Source organism: Psychrobacter lutiphocae DSM 21542 (assembly GCF_000382145.1).
Classification (GTDB): domain Bacteria; phylum Pseudomonadota; class Gammaproteobacteria; order Pseudomonadales; family Moraxellaceae; genus Psychrobacter; species Psychrobacter lutiphocae.
Window position 1 is genome coordinate 35,040 of sequence record NZ_KB907630.1, and the last position, 17,350, is coordinate 52,389.

The 17,350-nt window shown below is 42.5% G+C and carries 10 protein-coding genes and 1 pseudogene; all 11 read right to left on the bottom strand.

The features are described 5' to 3' along the window. Nucleotides 1-209 precede the first annotated feature (209 nt). The 11 genes and pseudogenes from H140_RS0104950 to pilM all read right to left on the bottom strand — a co-directional run bounded on the left by H140_RS0104950 (nt 210) and on the right by pilM (nt 16,606). Complete coding sequence (locus H140_RS0104950; RefSeq protein ID WP_019672557.1) at nt 210-854, bottom strand: carbonic anhydrase; 645 nt, start codon at nt 852-854, stop codon at nt 210-212. A gap of 329 nt (nt 855-1,183) precedes the next feature. Then, complete coding sequence (locus H140_RS0104955; RefSeq protein ID WP_019672558.1) at nt 1,184-2,602, bottom strand: glutamate synthase subunit beta; 1,419 nt, start codon at nt 2,600-2,602, stop codon at nt 1,184-1,186. 174 nt (nt 2,603-2,776) lie between these two features. Further along, on the bottom strand, nt 2,777-7,333 hold the full coding sequence (gene gltB / locus H140_RS0104960; protein WP_019672559.1) for a glutamate synthase large subunit: 4,557 nt from the start codon (nt 7,331-7,333) through the stop codon (nt 2,777-2,779). A gap of 871 nt (nt 7,334-8,204) precedes the next feature. Further along, a complete protein-coding gene (locus H140_RS0104965; protein WP_019672560.1) occupies nt 8,205-9,227 on the bottom strand; it encodes a hypothetical protein in 1,023 nt (340 codons plus the stop codon). A gap of 82 nt (nt 9,228-9,309) precedes the next feature. Beyond that, nucleotides 9,310-10,383: a 3-dehydroquinate synthase gene (gene aroB / locus H140_RS0104970; protein ID WP_019672561.1), complete on the bottom strand. Its 1,074-nt coding sequence runs from the start codon at nt 10,381-10,383 to the stop codon at nt 9,310-9,312. A gap of 68 nt (nt 10,384-10,451) precedes the next feature. Further along, the gene (aroK, locus tag H140_RS0104975) at nt 10,452-11,006 is read right to left on the bottom strand and encodes a shikimate kinase AroK (RefSeq protein ID WP_019672562.1); all 555 of its coding nucleotides are present in this window, start codon (nt 11,004-11,006) and stop codon (nt 10,452-10,454) included. A gap of 299 nt (nt 11,007-11,305) precedes the next feature. Further along, nucleotides 11,306-12,802: pseudogene (locus H140_RS0104980) on the bottom strand (type IV pilus secretin PilQ); the annotation flags it as partial. A gap of 360 nt (nt 12,803-13,162) precedes the next feature. Continuing rightward, nucleotides 13,163-13,825 carry a pilus assembly protein PilP gene (locus H140_RS15095; protein WP_019672564.1) on the bottom strand — a complete coding sequence of 221 codons (663 nt, stop codon included), beginning with the start codon at nt 13,823-13,825 and terminating at the stop codon, nt 13,163-13,165. A gap of 2 nt (nt 13,826-13,827) precedes the next feature. Then, entirely contained in the window at nt 13,828-14,643 is an 816-nt protein-coding gene (gene pilO / locus H140_RS0104990) for a type 4a pilus biogenesis protein PilO (RefSeq protein WP_019672565.1), read from the bottom strand. Further along, complete coding sequence (locus H140_RS0104995; protein ID WP_019672566.1) at nt 14,640-15,308, bottom strand: PilN domain-containing protein; 669 nt, start codon at nt 15,306-15,308, stop codon at nt 14,640-14,642. The genes pilO and H140_RS0104995 overlap by 4 nt, the downstream gene beginning before the upstream one ends. Beyond that, nucleotides 15,296-16,606 (bottom strand): pilus assembly protein PilM, encoded by a 1,311-nt coding sequence (gene pilM, locus H140_RS0105000; RefSeq protein WP_019672567.1) that lies wholly within the window; start codon nt 16,604-16,606, stop codon nt 15,296-15,298. Before pilM ends, H140_RS0104995 begins: the two co-directional genes overlap by 13 nt. Between the last annotated feature and the right edge of the window lie 744 nt (nt 16,607-17,350).

A 17,350-nucleotide genomic window follows, 5' to 3' on the forward strand; every position in this document is an offset into this window, starting at 1 on the left:
ATCTAACACGAGTAGGTTAAATCTACCATGAGTAGGTTAAATCTAACATGAGTAGTTTTTCAGGTATTTCAACTGATGCGGAATATGCTTAAAATAAGTCTTTAATATATAGATGGGCATTAAACTGATGATTTCAAATCACTTGTTTTTTAAAACTTACCAACCACAACGCAACAGGTTACCACTAACTGGTAATCACTAACCAAGCGTTAATCCTCCAAAAACTCAACCACTCCTGTGGTGATATCGTACTCTGCTCCCACAATTAGTAGCTCGCCACTACGATACATATCTTCTAATAAGCGTGAGCCATGTTTTAATTGACTGACTGACATCCGTACATTGGCACTGATCGAACGATCTACCAGCTCTTGGGCGTCAATATCTACGCCTGTCGCAGTTGCCAACTCATGCAGGTTATACACACTTGGACGAATACGATCTACAATCGACTGCAAATTTGGCGTGTAGTACTTCTCAGGATTTATCAAGGCATCCACACAGGCTGTCACCGCACCACAGTTTGAGTGACCCAAAACCACTACCAAACGTGTACCAAACTTTTCGACCGCAAATTCAATCGAGCCAATTTGTGAGGGCGCAACAATATTACCAGCAACACGAATTACAAACAGATCACCCAAGCCCTGATCAAATATTATCTCAACTGGCACACGTGCATCTGAACAGCCTAAAATGATGGCAAACGGATCTTGCTCCTCAACCAAATTAAGATTATTTTCTAATTTGTCAGATTCCAGCAGGTTTTTGACATAGCGCTGATTACCTTTTTTTAGCCATCGTAGCGCTTCTTCGCCAGTTATTGGCCTCGGTAATAAAGGTTTTGAATTCATAAGGTTAATCTCTTGATTAGGGACTATATAGAGTAAAGTTGATATTATTCCCTATTATCATTGTCTTAAAGTTATGGGTTATAAAGGTGTTAATTTTAGCATACCCCTCACTAGATCCTGCCATCATTGCGACTTAATTTACACAGCATCTACACTTATAAAAAAATGCTCTTAATTCAACGCTTACTTTACAGCGTCTCATTAAGAGCATTGTTGATAGATACAGATTTAATACCAATAAAAGGTTTACGTCCAATAAGCGCAATAATAGAAGGTAGCTGTTAAAGAGTGATAATACTAGACCTTTAAACAATTACACCTCTAAACAATTACACCTCTAAATAATCTAAAATACCTTTTGCTGCTTCGCGTCCTTCCCAGATGGCAGTCACTACCAGATCAGAACCACGCACCATATCACCACCAGCAAATATTTTTGGATTATTGGTTTGGAATTTAAAGGTCTGTTTTTCAGCTGCCAACACACGACCAGAGTCATCTAACCCAATATCAACTGCTGTAAACCAGTCGGCAGGGCTTGGGCGAAAACCAAACGCCATAATCACCGCATCACAATCGATAATCTCTTCTGAATTTGGAATAGGCTCAGGACGCTGGCGGCCTCTATTATCTGGTTTCCCCAGCTGAGTGGTGACTACTTTCACCCCAGTGACCTGACCATTTAAACCAATAATCTCAGTCGGTTGACGATTGAATAAGAACTCAACACCTTCTTCTTTGGCATTTTTTACCTCACGCAATGAGCCTGGCATATTCGCCTCATCACGACGATAGGCACATACCACACGCTCAGCACCTTGGCGGATGGCGGTGCGGTTACAGTCCATTGCGGTATCACCACCACCTAGTACCACTACCTTTTTGTCTTTTAGATTAATGTACTCTTCTGGATTGGTTTCCCAGTCATTGCAGCGGTTGACATTGGCAATCAAATAATCGAGCGCATCATATACACCGTCTAACTCTTCGCCTGGATAACCACCACGCATATAAGTGTAAGTACCCATGCCCATGAATACTGCGTCATAATCAGCAAGTAGCTGCTCGATGGTAATATCGGTGCCAATCTCAGTATTTAAACGAAATTCAACACCCATGCCTTCAAATACCTCACGGCGATTACGCATGACCGATTTTTCCATCTTAAATTCAGGAATACCAAAGGTTAACAGGCCGCCAATCTCAGGACGCTTGTCAAATACCACAGGCTTCACGCCCGCACGTACCAAGATATCCGCGCAGCCAAGACCCGCAGGACCAGCTCCGATAATAGCCACCTTCTTATCCGTCCACTGTACATCGCTCATATCTGGCCGCCAGCCTAAGGCGAAAGCGGTATCATTGATGTACTTCTCAACATTACCGATAGTGACCGCCCCAAACCCATCATTTAAGGTACAAGCACCTTCACACAGTCTATCTTGTGGGCATACACGACCACAGACTTCAGGTAAGGTGTTGGTACGATGGCACAGCTCAGCGGCTTGAAAAATCTGACCTTCCGTTGCCAGCTTGAGCCAGTTTGGTATATAGTTATGTACTGGGCATTTCCACTCACAATATGGGTTGCCACACTCAAGACAACGGTGAGCCTGCTCAATAGCTTCTGATGATTCAAACGGGGTGTAAATCTCTACAAACTCAGTAGATCTAGTAACGATGTCCTTTTTTTCAGGCTCACGGCGTGGCACATCTAAAAACTGGAAATTGTTGTTTATACGCTTCATTCGGGTTTTGTCTCCTTAAGTTGGTATCACAGGTGGCGTCAGCCAGGCAAGTCATTAATTTCAAATAAGCGTATTTGCTATGACAAGAATACTTGCTGTCTGTTGTTGCTGCCTATGATACCTGCCACAAGATGGATTGCTTACCCACTTGGACAAAATATAGGTTGTGGGTCTTTATTGTGGATCTGCTGTCGTACTACGCAGCAATGAGGCTATATTGGCAGCTTTTGGTTTGACCAAGAATACTTTGCGCACATAATGCTCAAAGTCTGCCAGAATTTGACGCGCCCACGCACTGCCCGTTTTTTCAATATGGGTTTCGATAATCTGTTTTAGATAAATACGATGCTCTTCGGTCTGTTCACTAGAGATACGATGCAAGTCGATCAGCTCATGATTACAACGATCAAAGAAAGTATTATCTAAGTCCAATACAAAGGCAAAACCACCGGTCATACCTGCCCCAAAGTTAAGTCCAGTTTTACCAAGTACCGTAACCACACCGCCTGTCATATACTCACAGCAGTGGTCACCCACGCCCTCAATGACTGCATGTGCACCTGAATTACGTACTGCAAAGCGCTCACCCGCTGTGCCTGAGGCATACAGCTTACCGCCAGTAGCACCATACAAACAGGTGTTACCGATAATCGCTGTCTCATGAGTGGCAAAGATAGACTCTTTTGGTGGATAAATCACAATTTCACCACCAGCCATACCTTTACCCACATAATCGTTGGCATCGCCTTCTAGCTCGATATTTAAACCGCCAGCATTCCATACCCCTAGGCTTTGACCCGCAGTACCTGCCAAGTGTAGCTTAATTGGCATATCTTTCATACCTAGGTTACCCCAGACTTGAGCAATCTCACCAGAGAGACGTGCACCGATAGAGCGATCGCAGTTACCGATCTGATAGCTATAAGTACCGCCCTTGCCTTGGCGAATGGCAGCAATCATGTCATCGACCATTTTTTCTGCCAACAACCCCTTATCAAAAGGCTCGTTACGCTCCACTTGGCAAGTTTGTGGCTTACCTTCACTAGCAGGATGGCTACGTAACAAGGGAGATAAGTCTAGATTGCGCTGTTTGTCTGTCTCACCTTCTAATAGCTCAAGTAGATCAGTACGACCGACCAGATCTTCCATGCTACGCACACCTAAGAAAGCCAACCATTCACGAGTTTCAGTGGCGATAAACTTAAAGAAGTTAATCAGCATTTCTGCTTCGCCAATGAAGTGCTCATCACGTAAGCGGGCTTTTTGAGTGGCAACCCCTGTTGGACAGTTGTTTAAGTGACAAATGCGTAAGTACTTACAGCCAACAGCGATCATAGGCGTGGTACCAAAGCCGAAGCTTTCTGCACCTAAGATAGCAGCTTTTACTACATCCAAGCCAGTCTTCAGACCGCCATCGGTTTGTACTCGAACCTTGTCACGCAGACCATTGACACGCAGTGATTGATGCGCCTCAGCCAGACCAAGCTCCCAAGGTGAACCCGCATGATGAATCGATGATAAGGGAGAGGCTGCCGTACCACCGTCATAACCTGAAATGGTAATCAAGTCTGCATAGGCTTTTGCCACACCAGTCGCAATCGTACCAACACCAGGGCGTGATACCAGCTTGACCGACACTAGCGCATCGGGATTGACTTGTTTTAAGTCAAAGATTAACTGTGCCAAATCTTCAATCGAGTAAATATCATGGTGTGGCGGTGGTGAAATCAAAGTCACACCCGGTACAGAGTAGCGCAGACGTGCAATTAAAGAGTTCACTTTACCACCAGGCAACTGCCCACCTTCACCAGGTTTTGCACCCTGTGCCACTTTAATCTGCATCACTTGCGCTGAGCGTAAGTAAGCTGGTGTCACGCCAAAACGACCTGAGGCAACTTGCTTAATTTTTGAGTTACGTATGGTGCCATAACGGGTTGGATCTTCACCGCCCTCCCCCGAGTTTGAACGTCCGCCAATGGTATTCATCGCCATCGCAATCGCTTCATGCGCCTCTGGTGATAACGCACCTAATGACATGCCTGCTGAATCAAAGCGTGGTAGGATATCTTCAATACCCTCAACTTCTTCAATATCAATGCTATTACCCTCTTTAAGCTTCAATAAATCACGTAGCATTGCCACTGGACGCTTATTTACCAACTCAGCATATTCACGGTAATTTTCAAAATCTCCAGTGCGTACCGCTTTATGCAAGGTATTAATTACATCTGGATTAAATGCATGGTATTCTTTGTTAAATACAAACTTGAGCATACCACCTTGATCAAGTGGAGTACGGCGACTAAAAGCATTTTTTGCTAATAAAGCTTGGTCGTGCGCTAAGTCGGCAAAGGTAGCACCCTTGATACGGCTTTGTACCCCTTTAAAGCACAGCTCAACAATCTCTTCTGATAAGCCCACCGCTTCAAATAACTGAGCACCGCGATAAGAGACAATGGTAGAAATACCCATTTTTGATAAGATTTTTAATAAGCCCTTATCCAAGCCTTTGCGGAAGTTGGCACGCGCATGCAATGGATCACCTAGTAGCTCACCTGAAGCAACCAAGTCTGCAATTACATCATAAGCCAAATAAGGATAAACACAGGTTGCACCAAAGCCAATTAATACCGCTACTTGATGCGAATCACGAGCGACCCCAGTTTCAATAATCAGATTGGCATCGGTACGCAAGCCTTTGTCGATGAGGTAATGATGCACCGCACCAGTGACCATGATGGCATTAGCAGGCAGTTTGCCCTTTTCAATACCTTTATCAGATAAGATAATAATGGTGTTACCATCGATAACTGCCTGCTCAACTTGCTCACAAATCTGTTGAATAGCAACATCTAAACTCAGTGATTCATCATAATTGATATCAATGCGCTTACTAATAAAAGCAGGATCTTCGAGCGCCTCTATCTGCTGCATCTTGCTCGGTGACAACACAGGCGAGGACAGGATAATACGGTGCGCATCACGTGGTGTTGGATTAAAGATGTTAGTTTCTGCACCCAAGCAAGTTTGTAGTGACATCACAATCGATTCACGCAATGGATCTATCGGTGGGTTGGTCACTTGCGCAAACTGCTGACGGAAAAAATCTGCCACGTTGCGTACTTGCTTCGACAACACCGCAACTGGCGTATCATCACCCATTGAGCCCACTGGCTCCTGACCGTTTTCGGCATTGGGACGGATAATCTCAGTGCGCTCTTCGTTGGTGATATTAAACATCTTTTGCAATGCTTTTAACGGCTCACCACGCACGCCTTGCTCAAGCAGCTGCTCTTCGGCCTGCTCATTATCACGCACACGCATCGCCTCGTCACGCAACCACTTGCGATATGGATGGGCTTTTTTTAGACGGTTACTGATGATCTGATCATCTAACACTTCACCGTTTAAGGTATCAATTACCAGCATTTGACCCGGTCCAACTCGACCTTTGGCAATCACATCTTCTGGATCATAATCCCACACACCAACTTCTGATGCGACAGTGATATAGCCATTTTTAGTTGTCACCCAGCGAGAGGGACGCAAACCGTTGCGGTCAAGCATACAGACGGCATAACGGCCATCTTGAATGACCAGACCAGCTGGCCCATCCCAAGGCTCCATATGCTGCGAGTAAAACTCATAAAATGCCCGTAAGTCCATATCCATACTGTCAACGTTTTGCCAAGCAGGTGGCACCAAAATAGACATGGCATGGAATAAGCTCATACCTCCAGAAATTAGCACTTCTAGCATATTATCCAAGCTAGAAGAATCAGAGCCTGTACGGTTAACCAATGGATGTAGCTCGCTGATCCTAGGTAGCTTATCTGTTTCAAGCTTAGGGGTACGTGCCACTGACCAGTTACGGTTAGCAGTGATGGTATTTAGCTCACCATTGTGCGCCAAATAACGGAAGGGCTGTGCCAACGGCCAGCGTGGCAAGGTATTGGTTGAGAAGCGCTGATGGAATACAACAATATGTGACTGCAAACGACTGTCTTGCAAATCATGATAAAAAGTTGGTAAATCAGCAGGCATCATCAAGCCTTTATAAATAACGGTCTGACAGCTCAAAGACGTCACATAAAACAAAGGATCTTCAGTTAATGCTAGCTCTGCTTTTTTACGCGCCACATACAGTTTGCGGTTAAAGTCTTCTGCGCTTAGCTCATCTGGCGCACTAACAAATATTTGCTTAAATTGCGGCAAGGTCTCACTGGCAATCTCACCGACAATGGATAAATCTACTGGCACCTCACGCCAACCAGCGACAGTTAAGCCTTGAGCCGCCACTTCCTTGTCCAGCACTTGCTGGCTGTGGGTCGCTAATGATTCATCTAGGTTTAAAAATACCATGCCAACGGCATAGTTTTCGCCTAATTCAAAGCCGAGCTCACTGGCAACCGCGTTAAAAAACTCAACTGGTTTGGCCAACAACAAACCACAACCATCCCCTGTTTTACCATCAGCGGCAACACCACCACGGTGAGTCATACAACTTAAACTGTGAATCGCGGTTTTAACAAGATGATGACTAGGTTTGCCTTCAATATGAGCAACAAGCCCAAAACCACAGTTGTCTGAAAATTCTTCTGGTGAGGCAAGATAAGTAGTGCTATCAATAGAGCTTTCAATCGAGGTATTATGAGGAGGTTTGCTATCGTGGTAGTTGGTTACTGAGGTTAAATTAGAAGGGGTAGGATTGGCTATAAAAGTCTGGGTCATGGCATGTCCTTTATTTATGCAGTGCGGACTTGCACTGCTAAATGAGTGTTCTATATAAGCAGTATATTTAGACTGGCTTGGGTCAGCTTAATGCAAACCTATCGAGTTTTTAATAATAAAAACAAATCAGGTGCCAAGCCTTAATATCTGCGTTGTGGAGTAAGCCAAAAAATAAAGATAAGGGTTTTCAGGTCACTATATCTTCTATGACTATTACGCTTTTTAACGTCTGTTTGGCTCAGGTGACATGAGTTGCGATGCACTCACCAACACCTGATCTGATAACAATGATAATGAAATCACAACCAATATGAACAAAAAAGATATCTATAATAGTGGAACTATCTGATCTGCTAATACTGATACTGTGGGTCTTAACAAAAAGCGTTAAAATTCTTGACCGACTCATTACTCGTGATACAACCGTTAGCTGGTCAATGCCGCCTAACTAAGGATTAAAACAATGAATGGCTGGGATAAAGATTACTCTTTTAACCATTACTATTAAATGAATTATCTAAACACTTACCTAAATCACATCGTTGTCAATTAAGTAAGTTGTCAATTAAGTAAACTGTACAACTGGCAACTTAATTAATTATTAACAAAACAATTCATTAACTTATCAGTTAAACCATCAATAAAAAAAATACCTGCGATAACATTGCTAAACATCACACACCCATATTAGAGAAACCTGAGGCTAAAATCCAGCAAAATTTGCTGACTAACTTGTTTTTTTCATAACCCCAAAGCTACTAACCTTCCTCTAACTCATTCATAATACACAAGTTCACTACTATTGAAGATAAAAAAGGACACCCTGTTTGCCAGAATGCCCTGTATTAACTTTACTTAGTATCAGCAGCTGTTATTGCTGAGTTTTTTCATCAATCAGCTGCTTAATAGGATCTACATTTGTATTATCAGCTGGCTTTGGTGGCGTTGCTCTTTCTGGCTCATCTACTTTTGGCCTAGTTGCACCTTGTGGCTCTGATGTGGACGCCTGCCCATTAGAAGCTGTGGTTGATGTCCTATTTTCTTGATGCTGACTATCAGGCACGACGACTCGGCGTTGCTCTTGCACTGAAAGCGTATCACTGCTGTCATTAGAGGTCTTAATATTACGCTCCGTTGCTAGTTGTTGCCTATCTTGCTCTGCGCTTTGGCGATGTGAGTCTTCAAGTTGTTGTTCTTTTTCTCGACGACGTGCTGCCAGTTCACTCTGTGTCGGTTGCAACTTGACCTGTCTGACTCGATTGCTAGACAAGTCTTTAATTGGTACCGACAACTCATAGTTTTCGATTACTTCCAAGTAAGCATCCATTTTTTCGGGAATAACGTGTACATTGGCTGGTAACTCAAAATCAATATTTGCCATCTCTGATTTTGCCACAGTCTCACTACTCATCACGCCATAGGTTAATAAATAGCGTGGCTTATCATCAACATCACGATAGCGAAAATAAGCAAACTTTTCTCTGTCCTCACGCAAATTTAAATAATCGCTGATGATGTCATGTTCTGAGACATCCATCACTTGCAGTGTCCATTTGCCTTTATTTTTCTTCAGATAAGTTGCATCTTTAAACTCTGGCGGATAATCACGCAAGTCACGAATCAAAGCATCATAAGATATCGGATGTACATCCTCACTAAGCTCGTCTAACTTATCAATTTGTGTTACTTGACCGATATTAAAGGCGACAACCTCTGGAGTTGGCTCTTGTTGCTGTGCCTCACTGTCTTCTGGCGCTATGGTAAACATCCATATCGCTATGGCGGCTGCACCAGATACTAAAGCCATAATCAACCAGAAGCCGGCCACAGCACGACCTTTTTTGATGAATGATTTATAAGACTTATCTGAGGCAGGGCTTTGTGTGATTGCCATAAAGCAAATCCAATAAAAATAAAAAGATAAATATCAATAAATACAACAAATAAACGAACTAAGCTAACCAAAACAAGTTAGCTTAGGGACTGTTTAGTACAGCTTCTAGTAGTGCCTGATCAAAATCAGCAGTCACCACAGCGTCACCTAATGATTTTAACAAAATCAAGCGTACTTGTCCTGACATAACTTTTTTATCATGTTGCATTAAATCCAGCGCCACTTGGCTGTCAATGGCTGGAGGGTCTATCGGCAACTGAGCAGCTTGTAATACTCGGCTAATGCGCTTAACATCGTCTTCGCTTATCCAGCCCATTTTTTGCGACAATTTGGCGGCTTGTACCATACCAGCTGACACCGCTTCTCCATGTAGCCATTGCCCATAGCCTTCATGCGTTTCAATTACATGACCAAAGGTATGACCAAAATTCAGCAATGCTCGGCTGCCCGTCTCACGCTCATCTCGTGCTACAATATCAGCTTTATACTGACAGCATCTTGCCACCGCTTCAGCCAAGGCTTTTTTATCCAGCGTCATTAAGGCAGTCATATTTTCTTCTAACCAAGTTAAAAACTGCGTATCCATAATCAACGCATACTTAATGACCTCTGCCATTCCAGCAGACAATTCGCGCTGTGGTAAAGTGGTTAAGGTGTGCATATCAGCCAGTACCATTTGCGGTTGCCAAAATGCACCTATCATATTTTTGCCTTTCGGGTGATTAATACCAGTTTTCCCACCAACACTAGAGTCAACTTGTGACAACAAGGTCGTTGGTATTTGGATAAATTTCACCCCACGCATAAAAGAGGCTGCCGCAAAGCCAGTCATATCACCCACTACGCCACCACCAAGCGCCACTAAAGTCACATCACGGCCACAGTGCGCATCCATCAAAGCATCATAAATACAGTCAATGTATTGTTGCGTTTTAAACTGTTCGCCATCTGGCAACACCACGGTATGCACCTCAAAGTTGGCTGCTAACGAGGCTGCTAATTGCTCCAAATACAGTTTTTCTACTGTGGTATTGGTGACTATCATTACCTGCTTACCTTTAATATAAGGCGCAATTTCCACTGCCATATCACACTGGCTGGTGATGATAATTGGATAATCGTGACTTTGGGTATGTACGGTCAGTTTGACTTTCATAAGCTTCTCACAGATATAAGGTTCTCACAGGTTATGTTATGGTGATATCAGTTCAGCTAGGGCATAAATCAAGAAGAATGCTTTTCAATCACATAGTGTGGATAATGTTGTTTTAACGTGGCGATAATCTTTTTGAGCATATACCGAGGATAGCCCTCTCCAGTCTCCACCACAATATCTGCTACTTCACGATACAAAGGATCGCGCACTTCAAACAAAGAATGCAATACCGCCTTAGGATTTGACGTCTGTAATAAAGGTCGGGACTTGTCCTTGGATGTACGCTTCAATTGTACATCTACACTGGCTTGCAAATAAATAGTAATGCCACGCTGCTTTAAATACTTCCTGTTTTGCGCTTGAATTACCACACCGCCACCAGTAGCTAGCACAATATTGGGCAAGGCCGTCAGCTCTTCTATCGCACGTGCTTCACGCTCTCGAAATCCCGCTTCACCTTCTTTTTCAAATATCCAAGGAATATCAGCACCAGTTTGCTGACAAATATAGTGATCACTGTCTATAAAGGAACGTCCTAAGTATTTGGCCAATAGTTTGCCAACCGTAGTCTTCCCTGCTCCCATAGGGCCTACAATAAATAATGACGGCAATGATGATTGCATTCTTATCTCTCACATAAATTCACAAATTATACAGACATTTACTCACTTAATGCTAATTCCAATTTAATTGCTGTTTTTTTAATTATAGTAGCTGATGCTTACTTTAGCCACCGCTGGATTTGGTCTATTTTAATAAGTACAAACAAGACTTGTGACTACAAGTGGCTTATAAAATTCATTTGTTACCCCAATATCAACTCTTGACAAGGCTGTGGCTTTAGTCCGTCATCTATCATAAAATTTATTCTTTAGCTGGGCTAAAAGCACCAGGCTTGTATTTATATTTATCAGGCTTATATTTATCTCAGTGTCTGCGCCATTTCTACTTCTGCCGCTAATAATGCATTATCCATTAACTTAGGCGTAATAAAAATAAGTAGCTCCTGTTTATCATTTCTGCGCAAATCACGTTTAAACAAACGACCAACATAAGGAATATCACCAAAAAATGGGACTTTTTCTACATTATTAAAGATTTGATTGCGGTAAATACCGCCTAGGACAATAGTTTGACCTGCTGCCATCGTTACATTGGTGCTTAGCGTATCCGTATCAATTAATACCACACCACCGCTGACGGGACTGGGCCTACCATTTTCAATATGGATTTGTAGTGAGATCTGATTATCTGGAGTAATGTTTGGTGTCACTTCTAGGCTAAGCACTGCCTCCTCAAATTGAGTAATAGTACCACCACCTTCTGACTCTCCGTGATAGGGGATTTTTGTACCAGAAGATACTTTTGCCGTTTGCTTATCAAGGGTTAAAATTTTGGGCGTTGAAATCACCTCGCCACGACCTTCTGCCTGCATGGCCGACAGCTCTAAGTCTATCATCAAATCTGATAAACTTAATAAGCCAAATGCAATACGCCCAGCTGCATTAGCCACTCCCAAATCTACATTCAAGTTATCAGGGCGGGTAATATTATAAGTGGGTTTGACAATTGGCTTACCATTAAAAGTTGAGTTTTGTAATGTAAACTGCTTTAAGTCTGCCAATGTTTGATCACTACCACCGACCAGCAAATCATTATTGGTCGCTACCCCTTGCGATAAAATTCCCCACTTAACCCCTATTTCTTTACTAAAGCTATCTGAAGCACTCACTATACGCGCCTCTATCATCACTTGGCGCACAGGAATATCAACCTGAGCAACCAATGCTTTAATATTATTAATGCTGACAGCGGTATCTTTGACAATTAAGGTATTGGTACGCGCATCCACAGCAACCACTCCTCGCTGAGACAGCAAGGTTGCTGGATAGTGTTGTATTTTTTGGTCGGGTGCGATTACTTCAGTAGCCCCAAGCCCATTTGTTACACTTGCTATATTTGACACATCAAAACCCATATCAGGGTTTTGATGACTGCCTGTTAACAGTATATTTGGTGTCTCTGGAGTCGCTCTTGCTATTGGCTTATTTGCAGCTGTCTTTGATGTGCCACGTGATTGGCTGGCCTTAGTGATGAGCGTCATTATATCTGCTGCTTTGGCATAGTTTGGACGTATATAGGCACTATACAAAGGCATTGAAGCCTCATCATGTTGCTGCGTCATCTGTGCTAATGGTGTAATAAAAATCACATTGCCTTGTTGCTGTTTCCCCAACTGTTTGGTAGTCAAAATGACGTCTAATGCTTGATCCCAAGGCACATTGGTCAAATTTAGCATAATGGTGCCTTTTACCTCATCACTAGCAACAATATTCAACCCAGTGAACTGAGATAACAAATGCAATGCGCTGCGTACCTCAACATTTTGAAAGTTAATAGAGATAGGCTCACCATGATACTCTGTTATTACAGGATACTTCACTGAAGTAGCGTCAATAGCAGCTAGATGAGCATCAGTCGGATTAACCAGATCTACTTGAGCAAAAGTAGCAGTGGATACCGTTGCCGCTAGCATTATGCATACTCTAAATCCTATCAGTATCTTAAATGTTGCAAATAACTGTGGCACAGAGCTTGGCATACAACTAATCGTGATCGATTGATAACCGCGATTAAACTGGTTGGGGTTGTTTATGTTATTTATACTATTATTATCTAACTTCTCTGACCTCTGTATTCTCATTTGTTATCCATAACTTATCGTATTAAATGGCACATGAATCACTTTTTGATTACATAACCAAACTAGGAGCTGTACCTAATAGCTTGCAATAGGCGCTATTAATGAAGCAGGTGCTAAGACATATCCTAGCTGTGGATTAAAAACTGTCTGCACCAAGTTAATCTGAGTGGCAGTAATCTCAACCACACGACCACTATACCCACCCACATACTGACCTATCTGCACCTGTTCTACCAGCCCATCTGGGCGCTCAACCAAACCATATCTTTGATTACGAACTATCATCATACCTCGATAAGTCAGCTGGTTGAGTGCATAAGCTTCTAGTGCCTGTCTAGGACGGTCGGCATCTGGTGGTAGCTCTGGCTGTACTCGTGGTGGCTCCTCTGCTATCACCTGACTTTCAGGTATATCCTGTATTAATGTTGGCTCTAAGCCGCTGGACTGAGCGCTGGACTGAGCATCTAGCTGACTGTCTATTTGTGTTTGCACTTGAGTAATAGCGCCTAGCGGTACAAATGGACTGCGCAGTGCTACCGCCTGATACACATAAGGTGCTATCACCTCGGCCTTGGCTAGTGGCTCGATGGCTTCTGCTGTCATCTGTCCTTGCTGTTGGTCCAGTTGCTGTGCCAACTGCTGTGATGGATCTCCACACGCAGCTAGACTCAACAAACTGACACTGACTAAAGCACTACATAGCCTTATCCTCATATTGATCACAAACCATAACTGCATGCTTATGGCTCCTGTCCAATAAATAAAGGTGTGGCCTCTTTTTCTGAGGGTAAATGATATACCTTAGTATGTAGCAACAATGACAGCTGCTTAGGATCTAGCAACAAAGGGTTGGCGTGTTTCACTGCAAAGCCTTGAATACTGATGGCTTGTGGTAGAGCAGACAACCCAGTAACAAATAAGCCCAAATTGTGATAACCACCGATGACTACCATATCAATGGGCTGCTCTGTATATAAATATGAGGCTGGCACTTGTTCTGGTAACTGTGTGGCAACTGCTGACTCAACCCTTGCTATATCTGCTGTATCTGTGATTGTTAAATCTAAGTTTTGACCTAAAATTTTCTCGCTTTTTTCAGCTAAAGCAATATCTTGCAATACCACACCACTGCTGAGCGCCACTTTATTTATTGCTGCTAATAGCTTGCTACTTTCACCGTCTGCGGTTAACCGTCCAAACTGCTGAATAAGCTGCTGCTGTGCTTGCTGGGTTTGTTGAATATAAGTCTGTTGAGTTGCCGCTTGCATTGATTTTTGTTGATAACTTGCCAATAACACCTGCTGCTGTGCTTGTTGTGCGACCAACTGTTGCTGTTTGGCTCGAATTGGAAGCAAATAGGCGACAAAAACAATTAATAACAAAGGTATTGCGATAACTGTTAGCTTGATAGCAAGTGGCCAGCTACCATAATACTGACTATCTAAGCTTTGTAAGCGATACCAGTAATGCCGCCATCTGTATTGCGATTTGTATTTTGACTGATGTTTTAGCTTATGTTGCTGAGAAGAGTTGCGCTGTATGGTTGGTAGTGTCATGGCGCACCCCTATCATTAATTGCAGGACTACTATCAGCTTGCATAGAGCTATCAGCTTGCATAGAGCTATCATCTGCAACTTGCACTTGCATTTGTAGCAATACATCTGCAACTTTATTAGCGCTGATTGGCACCGCCGTTACTACAAAGTCATAAGTGTAACTAAGGCTCGCAGGCTGCTGGCTTTGTTTGACATACTGCAGCTGTGCTTGTTGTAACCAAACACTAGCTGTTAAGTCCTGAACCCAAGTAGTGACATCTGTAGTTTGTGTAGCACTACCACTGAAAGTGATTACCCCATCGTGCTGTTTAAATTCTGTTAAATACAAACCACTTGGTAAGCTATACGCCACATCATTCCATAAGTGTGACAATACGCTACGCTGATAATCGAGCGCCTCAATCCAGTCTTGCTGAGCTGCAATCACATCTAATTGTGACCTGGATCGCTCAATATCAACAATAGCTAAATCGAACTGCGCAATCTTATCCTTTAAGTAAGCCGCCACTGCTAACTGCTGGCTTTGTAAGTAATGCAAATAACCCCAAACACTAAGTGCAAGCAGCAGACCTACCCCAATACTTGCCAGTAGCGCCTGTTTGAACTGTTTATTTTTTTGTTGACGCAACTGCTCACGCCACGGCAGTAAGTTTATTTGCGCCATAATCCTCTCTTTCTTGAGTGCTGTACAGACTGACAGGCTCGCAAGCTTAGACCACACGCCGTCATCAAGCGCGGTGCATCTTGTTGTAATTGCTGTTTATCTATACCTAGGCGAATAGACATACCGTCAAAAGGATTGGCTATGCTGACTGGCAGTCCAAGCTTATCTTGTAAAATGAGATCTAATTGCGACAAAGCAGCACTGCCACCACATAAGACAACTTGTTCTATTTGTGGTGCACTATCTAAGATGGGTTTTGGCTCGATTTGTGAGGGGTGTTGCTGATTATCAAGAGTAGATTGTGATATCTGTGGTTGTGGCTGAAAATAAGCCTGTAAAGCTTGTTTAATATGATCTACTAAGCTATCAGCAAACGGCATTAGATGCTGAGCCACATACTCTTTGTCTAAGTTATCTATATTTACATCCTGTACCTTTTCTGGCCAGTTTGTTTTGACCTGTTGTGCCTGCCCTGTATTTAACAGATAGTTAGTTTGTAGCGATTCTGTGAGCTGACTACCCCCAAATAGTTGCTCATTTTGATAGACAAATATCCCTTGGTGGGCTACATAGACTCTGGTGCGACTATGTCCAATATCGATTAATGCAACTACTGCAGGATAACTTGATGGTTGCTGGCAAATCAGCTGCCAAGCACGTTCAATAGCGTGGTTATCAGCTTCAATAAATTGTGGTTTTATATCTGCAAATCTAAAGGTGTCAATCAGCTGCTCAATATGGTGACTTAGACTTGCTACTAATAATACCGTAACTGCCTCTGAGCCGTTGCCGTTAGCTCTACTATTTCCGTTAGCTATGTTTGTGTGATTGCTGTTTGTGTTACCGCTGTTTGCTTTGTTTTGGTTATATTGGATGTTTTGGTCATGCGCTGTTGCCACAAACCTGAGCACTTCAAAATCAAAGCTAGCTTCAGCGATCGGGTAAGGAATGTATTGCTCAGCATCGATATAAATCTGCGCTTCAATTTCAGCTTCTGATAACCAAGCAGGCATTGTTAGATGTTTGGTAAGTGTTAATGCCTGTGCTATTGCAGTGGCTGCTTGTGTTGGTTGCAAATGAAGACGCTGCATAAGCTCAGCAACAATATACCCCATTTGCTCGACATCAATGATTTCATTATCTACCATCTCTGCACCGCTTAGCTCTGTGATGCCATAGTGCGTAAGCTGATAATGACTGTGCTGCTGACTTAGAGCCACCATCGATACAGCCGTATTGCTGATACTAATGCCCAGTATAGAGGTCGTTGAAGACAGTGCCGCTGGCAATAAACGCAAAATAATTCCTTTTATTTTGGGATGATATGTTATGGCGTATGACGATATGTTGTGGTGTATAGAGGTAGAGACTTATTAAAATATGCATTAAAGTGCAGGTTAAAATATGTATTAAAGTACAGATGCCAAATAACTCAAACTTATATCTATTAAGTTAAGGTCTGTTAATTCAATTTTTATTGCGGCTATTACAGCCTTCTCTTGCTAATTTCCATCTCTATTTTCTATTTATTGCCACCTTTATTACCATCCTTATATTATTACCCTATTTACTTAACCTTTATTTGTCAATAGTATTTTTAAATTTTTCTAACTTATATTCTACTCTTAGCTTATTAACGTTTGCGGCAGGCTATGGCTTGTGCCCAGCATATTTGATTAAAAAAATACGTTTCGCTAGGTTAAAAGTACCCACCTACATTGGATTGTAATAAGTTGAGAGTGGGGTATTCACTTAGATATCATTAACAAAATCAAACCATATACGCTAACGGCCGCTTTTTGATAAAATAGCCATTAATTATGTTATTAAATTTAAGTTTAATATTGTGTTTGCATGTTAGCTGTATAAGATATGGCTCATTTGCTTTATAATTGTCCGTATCAGCTTATTGTCATCATCGGCTTTGCCCCCATTTATTGTTACAAAGTTAGCTATTAGCCCTACCTATATCAGCATGATCATAGCTAAAGTGTGGTAGCCAACTTAAATACACTTAATATAAATAAATGGCAGCTGAGAAT

Coding starts and splice junctions, on each gene's coding strand:
- H140_RS0104950 (WP_019672557.1), bottom strand. CDS start 854: ATGAATTCAAAACCTTTATTACCGAGGCCAATAACTGGCGAAGAAGCG.
- H140_RS0104955 (WP_019672558.1), bottom strand. CDS start 2,602: ATGAAGCGTATAAACAACAATTTCCAGTTTTTAGATGTGCCACGCCGT.
- H140_RS15095 (WP_019672564.1), bottom strand. CDS start 13,825: ATGCAGTTATGGTTTGTGATCAATATGAGGATAAGGCTATGTAGTGCT.
- gltB (WP_019672559.1), bottom strand. CDS start 7,333: ATGACCCAGACTTTTATAGCCAATCCTACCCCTTCTAATTTAACCTCA.
- aroK (WP_019672562.1), bottom strand. CDS start 11,006: ATGCAATCATCATTGCCGTCATTATTTATTGTAGGCCCTATGGGAGCA.
- H140_RS0104995 (WP_019672566.1), bottom strand. CDS start 15,308: ATGGCGCAAATAAACTTACTGCCGTGGCGTGAGCAGTTGCGTCAACAA.
- H140_RS0104965 (WP_019672560.1), bottom strand. CDS start 9,227: ATGGCAATCACACAAAGCCCTGCCTCAGATAAGTCTTATAAATCATTC.
- aroB (WP_019672561.1), bottom strand. CDS start 10,383: ATGAAAGTCAAACTGACCGTACATACCCAAAGTCACGATTATCCAATT.
- pilO (WP_019672565.1), bottom strand. CDS start 14,643: ATGACACTACCAACCATACAGCGCAACTCTTCTCAGCAACATAAGCTA.